Origin of the sequence: Rhodococcus sp. ACPA4 (genome assembly GCF_002300185.1) — a bacterium.
GTDB classification, from domain to species: Bacteria; Actinomycetota; Actinomycetes; order Mycobacteriales; family Mycobacteriaceae; genus Rhodococcus_F; species Rhodococcus_F globerula.
The window spans coordinates 1423896-1445413 of sequence record NZ_NSDY01000002.1 but is presented as its reverse complement, the minus strand read 5'-3'; the positions used below and the strand labels follow the sequence as shown (position 1 = coordinate 1445413).

The 21518-nt window shown below is 62.9% G+C and carries 20 protein-coding genes; 6 read left to right on the top strand and 14 right to left on the bottom strand.

The genetic code is table 11. The annotated features are described in order from the left end of the window. Positions 1-63: 63 nt before the first annotated feature. The 10 genes from CJ178_RS29895 to CJ178_RS29850 are packed head-to-tail and all read right to left on the bottom strand — an operon-like array spanning position 64 to position 11302. Positions 64-840, bottom strand: coding sequence for an enoyl-CoA hydratase (locus CJ178_RS29895; RefSeq protein ID WP_033236070.1), 777 nt, complete (start codon positions 838-840; stop codon positions 64-66). Further along, positions 837-1733, bottom strand: a complete 897-nt coding sequence (gene mmsB / locus CJ178_RS29890) for a 3-hydroxyisobutyrate dehydrogenase (RefSeq protein WP_033236069.1) — start codon at positions 1731-1733, stop codon at positions 837-839. Before mmsB ends, CJ178_RS29895 begins: the two co-directional genes overlap by 4 nt. A 23-nt stretch (positions 1734-1756) precedes the next feature. After that, complete coding sequence (locus CJ178_RS29885; protein WP_033236068.1) at positions 1757-2815, bottom strand: enoyl-CoA hydratase/isomerase family protein; 1059 nt, start codon at positions 2813-2815, stop codon at positions 1757-1759. Next, the gene (locus CJ178_RS29880) at positions 2812-3969 is read right to left on the bottom strand and encodes an isobutyryl-CoA dehydrogenase (protein WP_033236067.1); all 1158 of its coding nucleotides are present in this window, start codon (positions 3967-3969) and stop codon (positions 2812-2814) included. Before CJ178_RS29880 ends, CJ178_RS29885 begins: the two co-directional genes overlap by 4 nt. Positions 3970-3983: 14 nt before the next feature. After that, the gene (locus CJ178_RS29875) at positions 3984-5501 is read right to left on the bottom strand and encodes a CoA-acylating methylmalonate-semialdehyde dehydrogenase (RefSeq protein ID WP_033236066.1); all 1518 of its coding nucleotides are present in this window, start codon (positions 5499-5501) and stop codon (positions 3984-3986) included. A 57-nt stretch (positions 5502-5558) separates the two neighbouring features. Further along, the gene (locus CJ178_RS29870) at positions 5559-6293 is read right to left on the bottom strand and encodes a copper homeostasis protein CutC (RefSeq protein WP_033236065.1); all 735 of its coding nucleotides are present in this window, start codon (positions 6291-6293) and stop codon (positions 5559-5561) included. Between the two features lies 1 nt (position 6294). Continuing rightward, positions 6295-7074: a glucosamine-6-phosphate deaminase gene (nagB, locus tag CJ178_RS29865; RefSeq protein WP_095888631.1), complete on the bottom strand. Its 780-nt coding sequence runs from the start codon at positions 7072-7074 to the stop codon at positions 6295-6297. Further along, positions 7074-8276 carry an N-acetylglucosamine-6-phosphate deacetylase gene (gene nagA / locus CJ178_RS29860; RefSeq protein WP_095888630.1) on the bottom strand — a complete coding sequence of 401 codons (1203 nt, stop codon included), beginning with the start codon at positions 8274-8276 and terminating at the stop codon, positions 7074-7076. The genes nagB and nagA overlap by 1 nt, the downstream gene beginning before the upstream one ends. Continuing rightward, positions 8273-9955 (bottom strand): phosphoenolpyruvate--protein phosphotransferase, encoded by a 1683-nt coding sequence (gene ptsP, locus CJ178_RS29855; RefSeq protein WP_095888629.1) that lies wholly within the window; start codon positions 9953-9955, stop codon positions 8273-8275. Before ptsP ends, nagA begins: the two co-directional genes overlap by 4 nt. 3 nt (positions 9956-9958) lie before the next feature. Beyond that, positions 9959-11302, bottom strand: coding sequence for a PTS transporter subunit EIIC (locus tag CJ178_RS29850; protein WP_095888628.1), 1344 nt, complete (start codon positions 11300-11302; stop codon positions 9959-9961). 295 nt (positions 11303-11597) lie between these two features. Here CJ178_RS29850 and CJ178_RS29845 point away from each other — a divergent pair, with 295 nt between their 5' ends. Further along, a complete protein-coding gene (locus CJ178_RS29845; RefSeq protein ID WP_045071371.1) occupies positions 11598-11828 on the top strand; it encodes a glucose PTS transporter subunit EIIB in 231 nt (76 codons plus the stop codon). After that, positions 11825-12286 carry a PTS sugar transporter subunit IIA gene (locus CJ178_RS29840; protein WP_095888627.1) on the top strand — a complete coding sequence of 154 codons (462 nt, stop codon included), beginning with the start codon at positions 11825-11827 and terminating at the stop codon, positions 12284-12286. Before CJ178_RS29845 ends, CJ178_RS29840 begins: the two co-directional genes overlap by 4 nt. Before the next feature lie 61 nt (positions 12287-12347). Here CJ178_RS29840 and CJ178_RS29835 read toward each other — a convergent pair whose 3' ends face one another. From CJ178_RS29835 to CJ178_RS29825, 3 genes are all read right to left on the bottom strand, one after another. Beyond that, complete coding sequence (locus CJ178_RS29835; RefSeq protein WP_045071374.1) at positions 12348-13094, bottom strand: GntR family transcriptional regulator; 747 nt, start codon at positions 13092-13094, stop codon at positions 12348-12350. Positions 13095-13201: 107 nt separating this feature from the next. Further along, positions 13202-13972, bottom strand: a complete 771-nt coding sequence (locus tag CJ178_RS29830) for an SWIM zinc finger family protein (protein WP_095888626.1) — start codon at positions 13970-13972, stop codon at positions 13202-13204. Beyond that, a complete protein-coding gene (locus CJ178_RS29825) occupies positions 13969-16785 on the bottom strand; it encodes a DEAD/DEAH box helicase (protein ID WP_095888625.1) in 2817 nt (938 codons plus the stop codon). Before CJ178_RS29825 ends, CJ178_RS29830 begins: the two co-directional genes overlap by 4 nt. Before the next feature lie 40 nt (positions 16786-16825). Between CJ178_RS29825 and CJ178_RS29820 the strand changes: the two genes are divergently transcribed. Next, positions 16826-17782 carry an NADP-dependent oxidoreductase gene (locus tag CJ178_RS29820; protein WP_095888624.1) on the top strand — a complete coding sequence of 319 codons (957 nt, stop codon included), beginning with the start codon at positions 16826-16828 and terminating at the stop codon, positions 17780-17782. A 38-nt stretch (positions 17783-17820) separates the two neighbouring features. After that, positions 17821-18519, top strand: a complete 699-nt coding sequence (locus CJ178_RS29815; RefSeq protein ID WP_095888623.1) for an HNH endonuclease family protein — start codon at positions 17821-17823, stop codon at positions 18517-18519. A gap of 1 nt (position 18520) precedes the next feature. On the opposite strand, the gene CJ178_RS29810 is transcribed toward CJ178_RS29815, so the two are convergent. Beyond that, positions 18521-20092 carry a molybdopterin-dependent oxidoreductase gene (locus tag CJ178_RS29810; protein WP_095888622.1) on the bottom strand — a complete coding sequence of 524 codons (1572 nt, stop codon included), beginning with the start codon at positions 20090-20092 and terminating at the stop codon, positions 18521-18523. 129 nt (positions 20093-20221) lie between these two features. Between CJ178_RS29810 and CJ178_RS29805 the strand changes: the two genes are divergently transcribed. Both CJ178_RS29805 and CJ178_RS29800 read left to right on the top strand, forming a co-directional pair. After that, positions 20222-21040, top strand: coding sequence for a shikimate 5-dehydrogenase (locus tag CJ178_RS29805; RefSeq protein ID WP_033236134.1), 819 nt, complete (start codon positions 20222-20224; stop codon positions 21038-21040). A 13-nt stretch (positions 21041-21053) separates the two neighbouring features. Next, a complete protein-coding gene (locus CJ178_RS29800; protein WP_033236054.1) occupies positions 21054-21515 on the top strand; it encodes a DUF6328 family protein in 462 nt (153 codons plus the stop codon). Positions 21516-21518: the final 3 nt, after the last annotated feature.

Sequence of the window (21518 nt, the reverse complement as noted above, 5' to 3'; positions counted from 1 at the left end):
ACAACGATCCTGAAGGATTTCACTCGCTGAGCGAGCAGAATCCTTCAGGATCGTGGGGACTTGTCAGCGGTGCTTGAACTCAGCTGACCGCTTCTCGACGAATGCGGCCATGCCTTCCTTCTGATCTTCGGTAGCGAAGGTCGAGTGGAAGACCCGACGCTCGAAGCGGACGCCCTCGGCGAGGGAAGACTCAAAGGAGCGGTTGACCGCTTCCTTGGCCATCATCGCGATCGGCAGGGACATCTCGGCAATCGTGGTTGCCGTCTTCAGTGCGTCGTCGAGCAGATCTGCCGCCGGGACGATGCGAGACACCAGGCCGGCGCGCTCGGCTTCTTCGGCGTCCATGTTGCGTCCGGTGAGGCACATTTCCATGGCCTTTGCCTTGCCCACCGCGCGGGTAAGACGCTGTGAGCCACCGATTCCGGGGATAACTCCGAGCTTGATCTCGGGCTGGCCGAACTTGGCGTTATCCGCGGCGATGATGAAGTCGCAGAGCATCGCGAGTTCGCAACCGCCACCGAGTGCGTATCCGGCAACTGCGGCGATCAGCGGCTTGCGAGCTGCGGCAACTCGATCCCACGGGGTGAAGAAATCCTCGACGTACGCGTCCATGTACGTCTTGGACTGCATTTCCTTGATGTCGGCGCCGGCGGCAAATGCGCGCTCGGAACCGGTGATCAGAATGGCACCGATGTTGTTGTCCGCTTCGAGGTCGGTTACCGCGGCAACAACCTCGTTCATCAGCTCGGAGTTGAGTGCGTTGAGCGCCTTGGGACGGTTGAGCGTGATGACGCCGACGCGGCCCTTACGCTCGAGAATGATGGTGTTGAAGTCGGTCACTGCTGTCCTTCGGTCGAACGGTCTCGGATGTCGTTGATGATGGCAGAGAAGTCCTGACCACCGGCACCCGCGGCATGGTACTGGCTGTAGAGCTCAGCAGCCTTGAGACCGAGTTCGGCGTCAACACCATTGGTACGCAGGGCATTTGCTGCCAGACCGAGATCCTTGTCCATCAACGCGACCGCAAAACCCGGCTGGTAGTCATTGTTGGCCGGGCTGGTAGGCACCGGTCCTGGTACCGGGCAGTTGGACGTGAGCGCCCAGCACTGTCCCGATGCGTTGGACGCGACGTCGAAGAGCGCCTGGTTGCTCAGTCCGAGCTTCTCACCCAGCACGAATGCTTCGCTGATCGCGATCATCGAGACACCGAGGATCATGTTGTTGCAGATCTTCGCGGCCTGACCGACACCGGCGTCGCCGCAGTGAACGACCTTGCGGCCCATCACGTCCAGCAACGGAGACGCGGCCTGGAAGTCCTCTTCGGATCCGCCGACCATGAATGCGAGGGTTCCGGCGGTTGCGCCGACAACACCACCGGAGACCGGGGCGTCGACGCTACGGTGTCCGGCGGCCTCTGCCCGCTCGTGTGCTTCGCGGGCATCGGCGACGTCGATCGTCGAACAGTCGATGAACAGTGTGCCCGGCTTAGCGACGGGCAGCAGATCGTCGTACAGCCCCAGAACGTGCTTACCGCTCGGCAGCATCGTGATGACGACGTCTGCGTCGCGCACCGCATCGACAGCCGAATCCGCTACCGATGCACCGTCTTTGACCGCCTGCTCGAGGGCTGCCGGCGCCAGGTCGAACCCGACTACCGTGTGTCCGGCCTTGACGAGATTGGCCGCCATCGGTCCACCCATGTGTCCGAGTCCGATAAATCCAATGGTGCTCATTAGTGATGCTCCTTCGGCGGTGATCAGTTGCCTTGCGGTTGAGGGGTGAGGCCGAGTTCCTGCTCGCCGAGGGGCGCAAAATACGCGTCCACGGCGGCTTCGGTGACGTCCGCGAGGGTCGCGGGCAGCCACTGCGGGTTGCGGTCCTTCTCGACCACCTGTGCGCGGATGCCCTCGACGAGATCGTGCGAACTCAGTGACGCCGTCGACACCCGGAACTCCTCGTTCAGAACGTCTTCGAGACTGTCGGCACCCTTGGCGTGACGAAGTGAACGCAACGTGACGGCCAGCGCGATCGGCGACTTACCGAGAATCTGCTCGGCGGCCTTCTCCGCTTCGGGAATTCCACTGGCGCGCAGTCGCTCGACAATCGCGACGACATTGTCTGCCGAGTACGCGGCGTCGATCCAACTCTGCTGTGCCAGTAGTTCCGAAACCGGTGCGGGCTCGGCAAATTGAGCAACGGCCTGCTCTACCGTCGACGATGCGATCGCCTCGATGAACGTCTCGATGTTCTCGGACGGGATGAAGTGATCCGCGAATCCCGTCGCGATGGCGTCGCCGGCACTCAAGCGTGCCGTGGTGAGCGCGATGTGTGTTCCCAGCTCTCCGGGAGCGCGCGAGAGCAGGTACGTTCCGCCGACGTCGGGGATGAATCCGATTCCGGTCTCGGGCATTCCGATCATGGAACGCTCGGTCACGATGCGGACGTCGCCGTGTGCGGACACTCCGACACCTCCGCCCATGACGATGCCGTCCATGATTGCAATGTACGGCTTCGGGTAGTTCGAGATCTCGGCGTTGAGGATGTACTCGTCGCGCCAGAAGTCGAGCGAACCGGTCTTGCCGTCCTTGGCGTCGTGGTAGATCGAGACGATGTCGCCGCCCGCGCACAGGCCACGTTCGCCTGCACCGGTCAGGACAACGGCCTTGACCTCGTCGTCGGACTTCCAGGCCTCGAGTGCCGCGGCCATCGCCGTCACCATCGAGTGGTTGAGCGCGTTGATCGCCTTGGGACGGTTGAGGGTGATGAGTCCCAGCCCGTCGCGCTTCTCGATCAGAACTTCGTTCTCTTCGGTCATGCTGCTCCCTGCTTTCCCTGCCCTGCGATCACACTGCGAGCGATGACCACACGCATGATCTCGTTGCTGCCTTCGAGGATCTGGTGAACGCGAAGATCGCGAACGATCTTCTCGATCCCGTACTCAGCAAGATAGCCGTACCCGCCGTGAAGCTGTAGCGCCCGGTTGGCCACGTCGAAACCGTTGTCGGTCGCGAAGCGCTTCGCCATCGCGCACAGTTCCACGACATCGGGTGCGCCCTCGTCGAGAGCTGCGGCAGCGCGCCACAGCAGGGTTCGCGCAGCTTCCAGGTCGGTCCGCATATCGGCGAGCTGGAACTGCAGAGCCTGCGATTCGATCAACGCCGAACCGAAAGCCTTGCGGTCCACCAGATATCCGACGGCTTTGTCGAACGCCGCCTGTGCGCCGCCCACCGAGCACGCCGCGATGTTGAGGCGACCGCCGTTGAGGCCCTTCATCGCGATGCGGAATCCGCTGCCTTCTTCGCCGAGCATGTTGGCGGCGGGCACGCGCACGTCCTCCATGATCACCTGACGAGTGGGCTGTGCGTTCCAGCCCATCTTGATCTCGTTGGCACCGAAGGACAGGCCAGGCGAATCCTTCGGCACGATGAACGCCGTGATTCCCTTGGCACCAGCAGATCCGGTTCGGGCCATCACGACGTAGACATCGGAAGTCCCTGCGCCGGAGATGAACTGCTTGACACCGTTGAGGATGTAGTCGTCGCCGTCGCGAACAGCCTTGGTGCTCAAGCCGGCCGCGTCGGAACCTGCACCGGGCTCGGTCAGGCAGTAACTGCCCAACTGATCCATCGAGCAGAGTCCGGGTACCCACTTGTGGCGCTGTTCGTCGTTGCCGAACTGGTCGATCATCCACGTGACCATGTTGTGGATGGAGATGTACGCGGCGATCGACGGATCCCCCTTGGCGAGCTCCTCGAAGATCCGAGCGGCGTCGACGCGGGTCAGTTCACTGCCACCGACATCCTCGCGAATGTAGATCCCGCCCATCCCCAGGGACGCCGCCTTGCGGAGAACGTCCACCGGGAAATGCTTGGTCTGATCCCACTCCACCGCATTCGGTGCCAGATGCTCGGCCGCGAAGTCGCGGGCAGTGTCACGAATCGCCCGCTCGTCATCGGTCAGAGTAAACATGGAAAGTGTTCCGATCAGTTCATCGTGGGGATGACGAAGTGGTTGGTCTCTTCCTTCTTGCCGGAAGGCCAGCGCTGCGTCACCGTCTTGGTCTTGGTGTAGAAACGGAAGGAGTCGGGACCGTGCTGGTTCAGGTCACCGAAGCCGGAGCGCTTCCAGCCACCGAAGGTGTGGTACGCGATCGGGACCGGGATCGGCACGTTGACGCCGACCATGCCGACGTTGACGCGGGCCGTGAAGTCACGCGCGGTGTCGCCGTCACGGGTGAAGATGGAAACGCCGTTGCCGTACTCGTGTTCCGTCGGAAGACGCAGTGCCTCTTCGTAATCGGCAGCGCGCACAACCTGAAGTACGGGTCCGAAGATCTCTTCCTTGTAGATGCGCATATCCGACGTAACGTTGTCGAACAGGGTTGCGCCGGCGAAGAATCCGCCTTCGTGGCCTTCGAGGGTGAAGCCGCGGCCGTCGACGACTGCCGTTGCGCCCTCGTCGATGCCGATCTGCACGTAGTTGTTGACGCGGTCGAGGGCGTCCTGGCAGACGAGGGGACCGAAGTCCACACCTTCGTCGTCACTGCGACCGATCTTCAGCTTCGCGACGCGTTCCTTCAGCTTGGCAACCAGCGCATCTGCCGTCTCTTCGCCGACGGGAACGGCAACGGAGATGGCCATGCAACGCTCACCGGCGCTGCCGTAGCCGGCACCGATCAGGGCGTCGGCAACCTCGTCGAGGTCTGCGTCGGGCATGACGATCGCGTGGTTCTTGGCACCACCGAAGCACTGTGCACGCTTGCCGTGAGCTGCGGCGGTCTCGTAGATGTACTGGGCGATCGGCGTGGAGCCGACAAAACCGACAGCCTTGATGCGGTCGTCGGTGAGCAGGACGTCGACAACTTCCTTGTCACCGTTGACCACGTTGAACACGCCAGCGGGCAGTCCGGCTTCGAGGAACAGCTCGGCCAGGCGCAGCGGCACGGAGGGGTCGCGCTCGGACGGCTTGAGAATGAAGGCGTTACCTGCGGCGAGGGCCGGGCCGGCCTTCCACAGCGGGATCATCGCGGGGAAGTTGAAGGGCGTGATGCCGGCAACGACGCCCAGCGGCTGACGCATCGAGTACACGTCGATACCCGTGCCTGCGCTCTCGGTGAATTCGCCCTTGAGCAGGTGCGGAGCACCGACGGCAAATTCGATGACCTCGAGGCCACGCTGGATGTCACCCTTGGCGTCAGCGACGGTCTTGCCGTGCTCGGACGAGAGGAGACGAGCGAGGGAGTCCATCTCAGCCTGAGCGAGCTGGAGGAATTTCATGAGCACGCGGGCGCGCTTCTGCGGGTTGAAAGCAGCCCAGACCTTCTGCGCCTCTTCTGCATTGGCGATGATGGCTTCGGTTTCGGCCTTGCTTGCGAGCGGGACGCGCGCCTGAACCTTACCGGTGTTGGGATCGAAGACGTCTGCAAATCGATCGGAAGCTCCGGGAACCCGCTTGCCACCGACGAAGTGCGTCAACTCTTGAACTGCCGCATTGTCAACCATTGTGCTAACCCGTTCCTTGCTCGTTGTGGACTGCCCGAGAAGCAGCGCCGAGTATGTCTACCATCCTATAGTTGGATGTCCATGTATGTCTAGGGCCGAAGCCGCGGACAGCGCAATTTCCCGGTCGGTGACCTCATATCCACCGCTACCACCGCCCGGCCCACCGGAACCTTCGACGATCGCGCGAGCGGACAAGTGGATCGCGTCGACTCCGGTCGCCGCAATTGCGGCAATATCGGGAATCCGGACGCCGCCACCGGCCATGATCTGGATCCGCCCCGCGGCGTGATCGACCAGGGTCCCCAACTCCGCCAGCCCTTCGGCGCAGGTCGGGGCACCGCCCGACGTCAAGACCCGGGTTACTTCGAGATCCACCAAGATGTCGAGTGCCACATTTCTGTCCGGCACCACGTCGACGGCGCGGTGTGCGGTGACTTCGACAGTTGACGGGTCGATGCAGTCGATGATCGAACGCATCGCGTCGACATCGACCGCGGAGGTTTCGGTCAGAGCGCCGATCACTATCCCGGACGCACCTGCTGCCACTGCGGCGCGTGTGTCACGGCATATCACCACCATCTCGTCGGCAGAGTATACAAATCCACCAGCCCGTGGCCGGATCAGGACATGCACCGGAACACCCACTGCCACAACTGCTTCGATCAATCCGTAGCTGGGGGTGAGACCACCGGTTGCCCCCAGTGCCGCACAGAGTTCAACACGCGCCGCCCCCACGGCGAGTGCGATCTGCGCCCCACGAACATCCTGAACGGCAAGTTCGAGAGCGCTCATGTCAGTACGACTGCCAGGGTGGCTTGTTCTCGAGCGCGTACCGGTAGTAGTCGGCCAACTTCAACCGCCCGGCAGCAGCTTCGTCGATGACCACCGTGACGTGGCGATGCCACTGCAGGATCGATGCGGGGCAAAATGCCGTCAATGGGCCTTCGACGGCTGCAGCAATCGCGTCGGCCTTGCCTTCGCCGGTCGCGATCATCACCAAATGCCGTGCATCACTGATAGTTCCGAGGCCCTGGGTGAGAACGTGATGAGGAACATCGTCAGGACGCTCGAAGAAACGAGCGTTGTCGATTCGCGTCTGCTCCGTCAACGTCTTGACCCGGGTTCGCGACGACAGGGCGGAACCGGGTTCGTTGAAACCTATGTGTCCGTCGGTGCCGATTCCGAGCAGCTGGACGTCCACTCCCCCGGCTTCGGCGATACTACGGTCGTAGCGTTCCACTTCGGCATCGGGAATTGCTGCTTCACCGTCTGGGCTGAACACCCGTTCCGGATCCAGATTGACGTGGTCGACGAATTCGGCGCGAATCACCGAATAGTACGACTGCGAATGGCTTTTCGGCAGTCCAAGATACTCGTCGAGCAAGAATGCCTGAGCCTGCGAGAAGTCCAGTCCCGACACCCGGTGACGACGCGCCAGCTCGCGGTACGTCCCGATCGGCGACGAACCTGTTGCGAGCCCAAGCGTCGTAGCACCGCGTCGGACATAGCCTTCGACGATGTCTGCTGCCGTCGAGTCGACCTCCAGCGGGGTAGGCATGATGACAATTTCCATCAGATTTCCTTTCCGGCGGCCCGACCGCCGTGTAGTACGCGCACCGGGCGCAGGTGACGATCGGTGACCAGGATGTCGGCGCGGTAGCCGGCAGTCAGCGATCCATGTGAATCGTGCAGTCCCAGCAGTGTTGCCGGGGTACGAGTGGCAGCGGTGACGGCATCGGCGAGTGCAACTCCGCTGTCGAACACGGTGCTACGCAGCACATCCAGCAGTCGTGCCGTTCCGCCGGCTATGGCCCCGTCCGAACCGTCGGATGTGGCAAGTCTGGCGACGCCACCGCTCACCACCACATCCAGAGCGCCCAGTTGATAGTTTCCGTCGGCCATTCCGGCGGCAGCCATGGAATCACTGACCAGCGTGATCTGGTCTGCGCCGACGGTATCGAACACCATGGACACCGTTTCCGGAGCCAGATGCACTCCATCGGCGATCAGTTCCACCACCATCTCTCCTCTCCCGGCGGCCGCGAGGCACGCCGCCACCGGACCCGGCGAACGGTGATGCAACGGCGGCATCCCGTTGAACAGGTGTGTTGCGCTCACCCGACCGCTGCGAGCCGCCTGTCCGATCCGGGTCGACGTAGTCGCCGCATCGGCGTCGGTGTGTCCGAAGCTGGGCAGAATTTCGCGTCGACGCATGACGTCGAGCAGTTTCTCGAAATTCTCCGTCTCCGGTGCCAGAGTCATCGAACGCACGTGCCCGCGGGCCGCGTTGCACATCTCTTCGAGCAGGTCAGGGTCCCCGGGAACTATGGCTGCGGGATCCTGGGCACCACATCGAACACAATTGATAAACGGCCCTTCGAGGTGGATACCCAGAATCTCGCCGTCCTCAACCAGGTCGGCCAACATCGCGGCTTGGCGCATCAGATCCGCACGGGGCGCCGACACCAAACTTGCCAACAGACCGGTCGTCCCGTGCTCACGGTGATGCGACGCGGCCACTCGGGCGCCCGCCGCGTCGGTGTTGGGGAAACCCGCTCCCGCGGCGCCGTGACTGTGGACGTCGATCAGCCCGGGAAGAATCACGCAGTCGGTTGCGTCCGGAACATCAGCGGGATCCGGGCCATCAGCTAAGGCATAGTCCTTTGCCGCCCCCACCCAGCTGATCAGCTCACCGTCGACCACAACGATGCCGTCGTCGATGCTCCCGGAGGAACCGCCGACAACGGTGCCGCGCAGCACGAGTGACTCGGTCACGAGGAATTCCTGATGCTCGCGACCGCCGCCCTGCCGTCGACCGGCGTTCGGGCACTACGAGCCGCCGACGCCATCTGCAGGCATACCTCGAGATCGAGCGCCGACAGTTCCGCGCGAACGGCCCCGATCGCTGCGACGGACATCGACAGACTCGACACCCCGAGACCGACCAACACCGGCGCCAACAGCGGATCCGACGCCGATTCCCCGCACACACCAACAGGTTTGCCTGCGACGGCTCCGGCCTGACCGACCATCGCGATCAGGTCGAGGACTGCCGGCTGCCACGGGTCGAGCAGGTGTGCGAGGCTGCCCGTCATCCGGTCGACCGCACAGGTGTACTGGCTCAGGTCATTGGTTCCGATACTCAGGAAATCCAGATGTTCGAGGAGATCTCCTGCGCGCAGGGCCGCAGCCGGAACCTCGATCATCGCGCCCACCTTGCCGACCCCACGGGATCGGGCGAGTTCCGCGAAGCCCGCAGCTTCATCGGCCGTCGCGACCATCGGTGCCATGACGCGCAAATCCGCGCCGGTTGCATCGGCAGCCGCAACCAGTGCGTCGAGCTGGGTTACCAGAGTGTCCGGATACAGATTTGCCACGCGGAGCCCCCGAATTCCGAGCGCCGGATTCTCCTCGACCCCGAGATCCAGGAAGGGCAACGGTTTGTCGGAACCGGAATCGAGGGTCCGCACCACAACGGCGCTTCCGGCAAAGTGCTCGAAAACAGCTCTGTACGTTGCGGTCTGCTCCGCCACGGAGGGTGCATCGTGGCGACCGAGATACGAGAATTCGGTACGGAACAGGCCAACGCCCTCACAGTCGGCGGCGCCCGCACGTTCGGCATCGGCCACGGTCCCGATGTTTGCCGCCAAGCGCACGGCAAAACCGTCGCGGGTACGTCCGGGACCGCGTGCAGTCGCGGCGCGAGCAGCACGGGCCGATGCTTCCCTGGCGACCTCACTGCACTGCTCGGGGCTCGGATCGATCGTCACCGTCCCGCTCGAACCGTCGAGGATCAGAACAGCGCCCGGGATCAGCCGATCGGTATCCGCGCAGTTCACCACCGCCGGAATGCCGAGCGACTTGGCGAGGATGGCGGTGTGACTGGTTGGCCCGCCCTCTGCGGTGAGCAATCCGACCACGTCGGTGTCGCCGAGCGTTGCCGTATCGGCGGGCGCCAGATCCCGGGCCACCAGAATGTACGGGTAACCGGGGTTGGGGATTCCTGGCATCGGTTCGCCGCGCAGCACTGCGACCACCCGCTGAGCGAGGTCACGCAGATCTGTTGCCCGCTCGGCCATGTACCCGCCAACCGCGTCGAGCTTGGCGCAGAATCCGTCGAAGGCAACCGTCACCGAATGTGCTGTCGGCAGACCTGATTCGAGGTTCTTCTGCGCCGCGCCGACGATGGCCCGATCCCGTGCCATCGCCGCCGACGTGGTCAGGATGTCCGCGGAGACACCGTCGACGGATTCGGCGCGGCGCAGGAGTTCCGCACTGACGGTGTCGAGCGCCGCTCGAATTCTGGCCAGTTCGGACTCCGGCTCGCCGGTGATCGGATCCTGCGCCGAAGTACGTTCGGGCACTGCGAAACTCAACCAGGGTGCGCAGACGACTCCGGCACTGACTCCGAGTGCACTGATCTGGTTCCGCTCGGTGATTGTTGCCGTTGTCATGTGTCAGCGCCCTTCCAGTTCCTTGTCGAGTTTCTTCTCCACTTCCGCGACGAGTGGTGCGTCGGTCCGGGTGTCGCCTTCGGCAGCGAGCGCCATTTCGGCTTCGAGAAGCGCAGCATCAGGCTCGCCTGCCGCAACCTCGGCTTCTTCCTCACGGCCTGGGGTGCGCAGGTTCCACTTCTTGATGACAAAGCTGAAGAGGAAGTAGTAGATGAGCGCGTACCCAAGTCCGATCGGGATGAGCATCCAGGCGTTGGTGGCCTTGCCGAAGTTCAGGACGTAGTCGAAGAAACCGGCGGAGAAGGTGAATCCGTCGTGGATTCCCAGTGCGTTGACCAACGCCATCGACGTACCGGTCAGAAGCGCGTGGATGACGTACAGCGGCCACGCGACAAACATGAACGAGTATTCGAGGGGCTCGGTGATGCCAGTGAGGAAGGCGGTGAGGCCGGTGGAGAGCATGATGCCGCCGACAAGCTTCTTCTGAGAGGGCTTGGCATTGCGCCAGATGGCAAACGCCGCCGCCGGCAGGGCAAACATCATGATCGGGAAGAATCCGGTCATGAACGTCCCGGCAGTGGGGTCACCGGCAAAGAACCGGTTGAGGTCGCCGCGGATGATCTGACCGCTGGCGTTCTGGTAGTCGCCGATCAGGAACCACACTGCCGAGTTGAGGATGTGGTGCAGGCCGGTCGGGATGAGCAGACGGTTGGCTGCGCCGTAGATGCCGCCGCCGACAACGGTATTCGAGGCAACTGCTTCACCGACCCAGTTCAGTCCGGAGTTGAACAGCGGGTACAAGAACGCCATGAGGACGCCGACGAGCAGGCCGGTAACGGCGGTCAGGATCGGAACCAAACGTCGGCCGTTGAAGAATCCGAGGTAGTCGGGCAGTTTTGTTCGATAGAAGCGCTGCCACAGAATTGCGGAGAGTAGACCCATCACGATGCCGGCGAGTACGCCGTAATTGATCAACGACTGATCCCCGTTGGGATCGGTTTTTCCTTCGAGAACGATCGGCGACATGGCCTTGAAGACACCGTCGATCACTATGTACCCGACCACTGCGGCAAGGGCGGTGGATCCGTCTGCCTTCTTGGCCCACCCGATCGCAATGCCGACGGCAAAGATCAGCGGCAGCCACGTGAACACGGCTTGACCGGCAGCGGAAATCACCGTGGCCGCGCTCTCGAGCGGACTGAACCGGCCGAGCAGGTCGTCCTGGCCGAGTCGCAGAAGGATGCCGGCTGCCGGGAGAACGGCAATGGGCAACATCAAACTTCGGCCGAGGCGTTGTACGCCGGCGAAGAACGTTGATTCCTTCTTGGGAGTGTCGTCGAGCGTCATCGTTGACCTTCTCTGCTCGCTGGGCCGCAACGGGTCGGCCTGCTGGTTTAGGTACGTGAAGTGGACGCCTCGCCCACCGCGAGGAGCCGGAAAATCGTTTTGCCGAAACTGTTGTGGCGTTGCACCGCTAACGGGTACTGTCCGGTCATAACCAGTTGTAGTTTTGCCTGATGAAGCGCAGATGTCAAGACCGGAATGTGATTTAAGTTACGTGTTGACTCACGTCCCGCTATCAGCCAGAGTGCTTCACCAGCGACAACAACCGACGCATTTACGACCACACACAGGAGCAGCAATGTCGAAAGCGGAAGCAATCATCAAGGGCCTCGGCGGCGCCGGGAACATCGTCGAAATCGAAGCGTGCATCACCCGCCTGCGCACCGAGGTCAAGGACGGCGCCAAGGTCGACGAAGCCGCTCTCAAGGCCGCAGGCGCGCACGGCGTGCTCAAGGCCGGCTCCGTCGTCCAGGTGATCGTCGGACCCGAGGCCGACATCCTCGCCGAGGACATCGGGGACATCCTGTGACCGTCTCCGTCCTCGCTCCGCTTCCCGGCCGTGTGTTCGCACTTGCCGACGTTCCCGACCCGGTTTTTGCCCAGCAGATGGTCGGATCAGGGGTAGCCCTCGAACCCGCCCGCGACCAGGGCCACCTCACCGTTGTCGCACCCATCGCCGGGAAGATCCTTAAACTCCATCCCCACGCATTCGTCATCTTCGGCGAGAAGGCAACGGGCGTACTGGTTCACATCGGAATCGACACCGTCAAACTCGAAGGCAAGGGCTTCACGCTCATCGCATCCGAGGGTGACATCGTCGCGGCCGGCGACCCTGTCGTCAGCTTCGATCCGGCGTTCATCGATACCACCGGCTACTCGGCAATCTGCCCGGTTGTAGTCATGGACTCCAAACCCGATACCGTCGAATCCCCTTCTGTGGGAGAAGAAGTGAAGACCGGCGACATCTTGTTCGACTGGTCTGCCTGAATACGAGCGAGGCGGGCGCACCCTCGAAAGAGGATGCGCCCGCCTGCTGTTCGGATTGTGATCAGGCGCGTGTGCCTGCTCGTTCGTTTCCCTGTACTTCCATCTGCAGTTGATAACGGTCGGAGCGGTACCAACTGCACGTGTGCTCGATCGGCGCGCCCTCGCTGAAGGACACTCGATCGAAGTACAGAACGGGTGCCCCCTTCTTCGTCCCGAGCAGAGTGGCGATCTCGATAGTTGCACCGTCGGCGCTGACGGTCTGTTCCGCGCGGTCGATCGGCTTGTCGTACTTGTCGGCCGTCGCACGGTAGATCGACCCGGTCAGGTCGAGGTCGGTGAGCCCGGGCAATTGCTGCGGGTTGTACCAACCGTCGTCGACGCTCACCGGTTCACCGTCTGCCAAGCGCAGGCGTTTGACGTGGTAGCCCAACGATCCCGGCTCCATTCCGAGCGCCGACGCCGTGGCATCGGGCACGGTGTCTTCCTCGTTGACGAGGACCACAGTGGTGGGAACGTGTCCCTGGGCTCGCATTTCCTCGGTGAACGACGCGAGGTGCAGTTTGGATTGAACCTGGCGGTGAGCGACAAAGGTTCCCTTGCCACGCACGCGCACAAGATATCCGTCGTTGACAAGTTGACCGATCGCCTCACGAACCGTGATTCGGCTGACGCCGTAATCCTGCATCAGGTTTCGCTCACTGGTCATCAAGTCGCCCGGCTGCAACTCGCGGGTGCACTTGTGCAGCAGAATGTTTCGCAGTTGCTCGTGTTTGGGTATAGCGCTGTCGCGCAGATGTACGGGCATCACGGCGGCTGCCCCTTTCGTGAAGTGAAAGAATCTATCGTCGACAGGTCCCTACCGGACCTATCCACCTCACGATACTGGAACAGGCACCGGGATCCTAGTGGTTGAGCTCAGGAGTCCAATTGCCGGTAAATTGCCCGCAGTTCGGCGAGCGCGACGTTTTGCTGTGCCACATCCAATCCCAGCGCAGCCACCGAGGCCCGCAACGCGTTCACGTCCAGATCGTCTATCGCAGCCCGGAATTCGACTCGCGGCAATCCTGGCAGAAGGGACGAGTCCCCGAACCAGCTTTCTACGTCGACCGCGATCGTGGTCTCGTCTTCCACTCCCCCGATCAGATCGCTGAGATCGACCCCGCGCAGGATCAGAAGTTGCAGCGGATCGGTATCGATCCGCTCGGCAGTCAGGAAGGCCACGGCCGCAGCATGTTTACACGGCCATCCCTCGTCGGGACAGGTGCAGTCGAATTGGAACGCGCCCGGCCCGTCCGGCAGGAGTTGCGCGGCGAGCATGTCCGGAACCACCCCGGAGACCAGCGAGGCCAATGAGCCTGGGACCCGGCGGAGTTTGGTGATGATGTCGTCGATATCCGTGTTGTCGAGAGTGCTGACTGCGAGAGTGGCGGTGAACGGTTCGAGCTGTGTCCCCCACGCCTCACCGGTCACGCGTCCCGGCCGAATATCGAGCGGCAAGACCTTGCCTGAGCGAGCAAAAGTTCGACCTCGCGAGACCCGGCCCTTGTCGCCGATCTGCTCGATGACCCGGACAAATGCCTTGCCCCAGAACGTCCGACCGAAAGCGGGGCGAGACTTGATCGGCGCCGCTCGCTTACGCGCGCCGGTGTATTCACTGAAATCGGGACCTCCACGGCGCGGACTCATTCGCCCACCGCATCATCACCAAGTCGGAGCAATTCACCGAGCTGTTCGACGCTCATCTCCGTCACCCAGTTCTCCCCTGTTCCGACGGCCAGCTCGGCCAATTCGCTCTTCGTGTCGATCATCGTGTCGATCCGTTCTTCCAATGTCCCGACACAGACCATCTTGCGGACCTGGACATTTCGATTTTGACCGATGCGGAACACACGGTCGGTGGCCTGATTCTCGACCGCGGGATTCCACCACCGATCCATATGGACAACGTGATTCGCGGCGGTCAGATTGAGTCCCGTTCCGCCGGCTTTGAGCGAGAGCACCATGATCGGCGGACCGCCGACACTCTGGAACTCCTCGACCATGGTGTCGCGGCCGGCCTTCGACACACCGCCGTGCAGGAACGGGACCCCCGTGCTGAACCGCTCGGACAGGTAGGGCACCACCAGTTCCCCGAACTCGCGGAACTGCGTGAACAGCAACACCTTCTCGTCTTCCGCAGTCACCGATTCGACGATGTCTTCGATCAATCCGAGTTTGCCGGAACGATGCTGACCGCGGCGCATCACCGCAGATCCGTCGCGAAGAAAATGCGCCGGATGGTTACAGACCTGCTTGAGTTTGGTGAGAGCGGAGAGCACTGCGCCTTTGCGCTTCATACCTTCCGTGCCCTTGATCTGGGCCATCATGTCGTCGACTACCGCGCGATAGAGAGCAGCTTGCTCTTCGCTGAGATTTGCGCGGACCGTCATCTCGAGTTTTTCCGGAAGATCGGAGATGACAGCGGGATCGGTTTTGACTCGCCGCAGGACAAACGGCGACGTGACGGCGCGCAGCCGCGAAACGGCAAGTTCGTCCTTCTCGCGTTCGATCGGCACGACAAAGCGTTTGCGGAACATCTGTTCCGAACCGAGCACACCACGGTTGGCAAAGTCGAGGATGGATCGCAGCTCGTCCAAACGGTTTTCCACCGGGGTTCCGGTCAGTGCGACGCGATGTGCCGCTGGGATGCTGCGAGCGGCGCGTGCCTGCGATGTCTTGGCATTCTTGATGTGCTGGGCCTCGTCGAGCACAACGCGTCGCCAATCGAGATCCTTCAGGGCAGCGACGTCACGCGTCATCAACGCGTACGTTGTGATCACCAGATCGTGGCTGCGTACTGCGGCCTCGAGCGCCGCGCCCGTTGCGCGATCGGAACCGTGATGGACGTACACCCGTAGGCTCGGAACAAACCGCGCCGTCTCGCGTTGCCAGTTGCCGACCACCGACATCGGGCACACCAGCAGCGTTGGCGTCGTGGACTTCTCGTGCGCAAGCAGCGCCAACAGTTGGAGCGTCTTGCCCAACCCCATGTCGTCCGCCAATACCGCACCCAACCCGAGAGCGCTCATGTACGCCAACCAGTTGAGCCCTCGCCGCTGATAGGGCCGCAGCACGGCATTGACTTCTGCCGGAACCGGAACCTCTGCCGGTTCGACCGAATTGTTCAGCAGCGCCGACGCCCACCCCGTTGCCGTCACTTCTTCGACGGGAAGGTCTTTGAGGTCGTCGGCGATCAGGTCTTTGATCAATTCGATGATGGCCCGGTCGCCACTCGCATGGCGCTCGCCGACAAAACGAGCGGCCCGGGCAAGCACCTCCCGGTCAGCTTGGACCCACTCACCGCGCAAGCGAACAAGATCCGATTTCGCGTCGACCAGGCGCGCCATTTCTTCCGGCGTGAGCACTTTGTCTCCGAGCGCCAACTCCCAGTCGTATTCCACCAACTGATCCAGGCCGACCGTACGATTCTCGGCAACGATCGGTGAAGACGCCGAGGTGACTTTCACGCGCAACGACGGCGACACGACGCTCCACGCCCGAGGCAGTAGGAGCGTAATTCCCTTCTCCTGCAAGGCGATAGCGCCGTGGCCGACCAGATCCATCACCACAGCTGTCGGCAGTAGAAGGTCCAAGCTGTCGTCGTCGCGCGGCACATCCCGAAAGCGCGGGTAGGCAGCGATGGCTTCCTCGAGTTTGCGGCTACCTACTTGCAGGCGCACGGCATCGGCACGGTGCAGCCTGATCCGTTCGGGGGCTTCACCTTCCGGCCGAAGGCACACTTGCAGTCGCCAGAGTGCTTCCGCATCGATATCGGCGTCCTCGCTCAGTTCCGGTTCGATCAACCGCAGGACCAAGTCGGGCTCATGTGCGGTGAGAGTGCCGCGCCATTCCGTCAGAGACGACGCAACTCGCAATTCCGCATTGTCGAACGCGTCGCCGCGCACCAATGCCGCCCACAGCCCGGTCGTGGGAGTGTCGACCGACTCGCCAAGCACTCGGCGAACAACCGAATCGGTCAGTTCGAGAACAACGTCGTCCAAAACGGCTCGAGGTGATCCCACTGCGCGCTGCACCGGGGGCATCGCAACAACCAACTCACCCAGCCACGCGCGCTGACGCTCGTCGATCAGCAGCCGCCAGCGCGGCCACCAACTGCCCTCGGCACGGCCCAGTTCGGGAACAACCCGCCCTGCCCGCACCCAACGCTCGATCCCCCGAACAACGTGGACAAGGTAATGCAGGTCGCCGGCAACCCGGTCGTCCGCAGGTTTGATCCGAAGCAGCAGGTCAACGGCATCACCCGGCGCCAGCGCCACCGCCGCGTACTCACTCTGCAGCGGCCCACCCGGCACGGAAGGCATCGCGATACTCACTCGATGACGGAATTTTCGGTGCAGGACAGCACTGACCGGGTCGCGGGGATCATCGACCCCGGCGCCCTCGTGTCCGTCTACCCACAGTTTGAGCCCCGATCCCGGTGACCAGAGTCCATGCAGCATCCGACCATCCAATCAGGTGCTACCGACATAGGCTGTTGTCATGGTCCTGGCATACGGTTTCACCGAGTACGGCGGTCCGCAGACTCAATCGTTCTTCGACGTTTCCCTGCCGCCACCTGGCGCCGGGCAGATTGTGGTGTCCGTCCGCGCTGCCGGCGTCAATCCGGCGGACTGGAAGGTCCGGGCGGGAACCCGCAAGGACACCGTGCCGGTGACACTGCCGGCAGTGCTCGGCCGCGAGGTGTCAGGTGTCGTCACCAGCGTGGGACCACGGGTCACGGAGTTCGACGTCGGCGACGAGGTCTTCGGCTCCACCGCAACAGGATTCGGCGGATATACCGAGGCAACCGTGCTCAATGCCTCCCAGGCCGCACGCAAACCGACCGCGGCGTCCTGGGCCGACGCCGCCGTGATACCCGTTGCCTGCGGAACCGCGTTCGACGCCCTTCATGATCTAGACCTCGCGGCCGGCGCCACGCTGCTGGTGCTCGGCGCGGGCGGTGGAGTCGGGACCAGCGCGCTCACCTTGGCCCGAGCGCGCGGCATCACTGTGCTCGGTGTGGCCAGCGCAGCCAAGCAGGACGCCGTCGAGGAAACCGGATCGCTGTGGGTGGACTCCGGTGATCTGTGGGCAGATGCCGTTGCCGCTCTCGCGCCCAGCGGGGTCGACGGTGTCTTCGATCTGGTCGGCGGGGAGACTCTCCAGAGGGCCGCTTCATTGCGGCGTCCGGGCGCCCCGCTTATCAGCATCGCCGATTCCGTCGCTGCTACCGAACTGGGCGGCAGCGGAGTAGAACGTCGGCGCACCACCGCGGTGTTCACGGCGGTCGCGGAGTTGGTGGCCGATGGTTCCCTCGACCCCGCCGTGAGGCAGCGCTTTCCCTTCGAGCAGGCCGGCTCAGCACTTGCTGCTGTGGAGAGTGGGCACAGCGCGGGCAAAGTGGTAATCGAGTTCGACCACGCATCCGAAGCCGATCTGTCGGAACCTGGTGATTGAATCTCGATCAAGTGCGAGGGTCAAGCGAGAGGGGCACGGTGGGACGCAGGGGTTCGTGGGCGATAGTGGTCACGATCCTCGCCTGTGTGCTTACGTCCTGCGGCTGGATCGGCAACGAGAGTTCTGCACCGGGCAGCCCCACCACCACTCAGCTCGAGGATTTGCTCAACCGGGTATCCGTCGTCGATCAGCGCCCGCACCCCGGCGGATATCAGCGCGGCTGCAAGAGTGGGCAGGCGTGTGTCTTCGGCCCCGCATGGTCCGACGACCAGGACGCCCCGATGGGTCACGACGGCTGCGATACCCGTAACAACGTTCTGGCTCAGGACCTTTCGGAAACAACGTTCAAGCCCGGAACCCGCGATTGCGTCGTACTGTCCGGTGTGATGACCGATCCGTACTCCGGTGATCGAATCGTGTTCGATCGCAGCCAGGCAAGTGCAGTCCAGATCGACCACGTCTATCCCCTGGCCGCGGCTTGGGATTTCGGGGCAAGTACGTGGCCGATGGACCTGCGCCTGCGGTTCGCCAACGACACGGAATTGAACCTGCTGGCAGTCAAGGGAAGTGACAATCAGTCGAAAGGTGACAGCACTCCCGCGCAGTGGCTCCCACCTAATCCTGCGTACCACTGCTATTACGCCTGGAAGTACCTCGCCGTAGCCGTGAGTTACGGACTACCGATCAGCCGAGCCGACCACACAACGCTGCGCGAACTCGAAGAAGCGCGCTGCTGACCTACTTCACCGTAAAAGACCTTGTGTGCCAGCCCGTTGCACCGCCAGGGATGGGCGGAGTCCGTTCCTCGACCTGAACGTTTCCATCCAGATCGATCGCTCGGACCTGCACGGTGTGCAACCCCGGCGCCGCGTCCCACATCCACGACCACTGACGCCATGTGTCGATCGAATACTCCTGCGCGAGGGTTGCGGGTTGCCACGGCCCGTTGTCGACACGAACCTCCACCGCCTTGATACCGCGATGCTGGGCCCACGCTGTTCCCGCTATCTGAATCTGCCCGGCATTCACGGGCGCCAAGGACGCCGGAACTTCGATCCGAGACGCCGTTTTGATCGGCGCCTGCGCACCCCATCCTCGTTGCGTCCAATAGGCGTCCACCTGATCGAACCTGGTGAGTTCCCACTCCGTGACCCACTTTGTCGCGGAGACAAAACCGTACAGACCGGGCACGACCTGACGGACCGGATATCCGTGCTCGAACGGCAGCGGCTCCCCGTTCATCGCCACGGCAAGCATGGCGTCGCGTCCGTCGGTCACCACTTCAACCGGGGTGCCGACAGTGAATCCGTCGACGCTGGTCGAGAGCAGCATGTCCGCGTCCGGGTGCACGCCCACTTCCTCGAGGATGTCCTTCATCGGGTAGCCGATCCAGGTGGCGTTGCCCGCGAGGTTGCCGCCCACCTCGTTGGACACGCATGTCAAGGTGATGACCCGTTCGATCGGCGTCCGGGCGACCAAATCGTCGAACGACAAAGTCAGCTCGCGGTCCACCATGCCGTGGATGCGCAGTTCCCACGAGTCCGTCGTGAGCTGCGGGACAAGAAGTGCCGTGTCGATCCGATAGAAATCGTCGTTGGGGGTGATGTACGTCGACGCACCGGCAACACCGATGTTCGCGGCGGCCGGTATCGGTGGCGCTGCCGAGGCAGCAGTCGGAACGACGAAGTCCGCACGGTTCGCGGAAGCCCCGGCGATGCGCTGCCCCACGAACTTTCCGGCAGCACCGGCCGCCGCAGCGACGGCAACGGCAACCCCGGCCAGCATCAGAAACTGTCGACGCGGCAGCCACGTCTCGGGAATACCAGGCGAGGGCGCTACGTCGAGTTGCCCGATCAGCAACCTCAGCGTGACGACGCCGGCAACAACACCCACGATCGTGGGGAACGCGTACATCGCGTCAGCCGTCGGACGGTTCAAGGCCGCATAGACACCCACCAATCCGAGAGCAATCAGGATCGCACTACCCACCGGGCGTCGGGGACGCTCGAGTACGCCCGCTAGTGCGCCGAGCAGCGCGATCAGGATCGACATTCCGATGAAGAGCGCGGGTTTGTCGTTGGTCCCGAAGGTCTCGATCGCAAACTCGCGTGCCCATGCCGGCGTTCGATCCACCGTGGTCGAACCGACTGCATAGAACGGCGAGGAGTCCGGATTGATCAGCAGGGCGACCAGTTGGCCTACCCCCAGAACCACGGCTACGGCAAGTACACCGGAGATGGCACGGGCTGCAAACCTGCGACGCGGCCGTGACTGCGCGGCCGGGTGTTCCTCGATGCTGTCAGTGACCATATGCGTCTCGGTTCTGCTAGGTACGAGTGATGCGTGGGATCGGTTACCTCGTATTCGGAGCAGATCCCGGCGTGGATGGGTCTCATCACGGTCCTGAAGTTCACGGTAGCCCGGATTAGAGTTGACGCCATGACTGTCGACCTCAACAAGGACACACTTCTGTGCATGTCGCTATCCGGACGACCGAGCAACATCGGCACCAGATTCCACAACTATCTGTACGAGGAATTGGGCCTCAACTTCGTCTACAAGGCATTCACCACCACTGACGTTCCCGCAGCGGTTGCCGGTATCCGCGCACTGGGCATCCGCGGTTGCGGAGTGTCGATGCCGTTCAAGGAGCAGGTGATCGCTCATGTCGACGTCATGCACGACAGCGCGTCCGCAATCGACTCCGTCAACACCATCGTCAACGAGGACGGCATCCTGCACGCCTACAACACCGACTACCAGGCTGTGGCAAACCTGTTGCGCGAGAACAAGGTCGACACATCACTCTCCGTCGCGGTCTCCGGCAGCGGCGGCATGGCCAAAGCCGTCGTCGCGGCGGTTCGCGACACCGGTTTCACCGACGTCACCGTGGTGGCGCGCAACAAGTCTGCCGGTGACGCGCTCGCCTCGCAGTACGGATTCCAGTGGCGGGAAGACCTCGACGATCTGCGTCCCGGCGTTCTGATCAACGCCACTCCGATCGGGATGGCGGGCGGCCCCGAAGCAGACGCGCTGTCGTTCCCGGATGTCGTGGTGCGCGGCGCGCAGGTCGTTTTCGACGTGGTGGCAATGCCAGAGAACACTCCCCTGATCCTCCTGGCAGAAGAACTCGGCAAGACGGTGATCACGGGCGCCTCGGTGATCGCACTCCAGGCTGCCGAGCAGTTTGCGCTGTACACGGGGGTCCGCCCCAGTGCCGAACAGATCCAACGCGCCTCTGAATACTCGCGGGCGTGACAAACTCGACACTATGAACGACACCGGGGAGAGCCCTCCCGTGCAACTCGCTCGGAACTTCAACGAGCTGCTGCAAGAACTACGAGTCGCTCTCTCCGGTGTTCAGATCTTGTTCGCGTTTCTGCTGGCCGTGGCCTTCACCGAGCGCTACGAGGACGAATCGACGTACATCAAAACCATTCACTTGGTCACGGTCATGCTGGTTGCCATTTCCTTCGGCCTACTGATGGCACCGGCAGTGTGGCATCGAGTCCTCTTTCGGGGCGGATACCGTCAGCGCATCCTGACCATATCCAACCGATTTGCCTTGTGCGGCACCGGTTTTCTCGCGGCGTCCATGACCGGCACCGTGCTCCTGATCGCCGAGATCGCTGTGGGTGGCGTCGGCGCAAAGATTCTGGCCGCCTGCGCCGCCGTCATGTTCACCACGCTCTGGTTCTTCGTCCCCGCACTGATCAGACGAGACGACAGCTGAGAA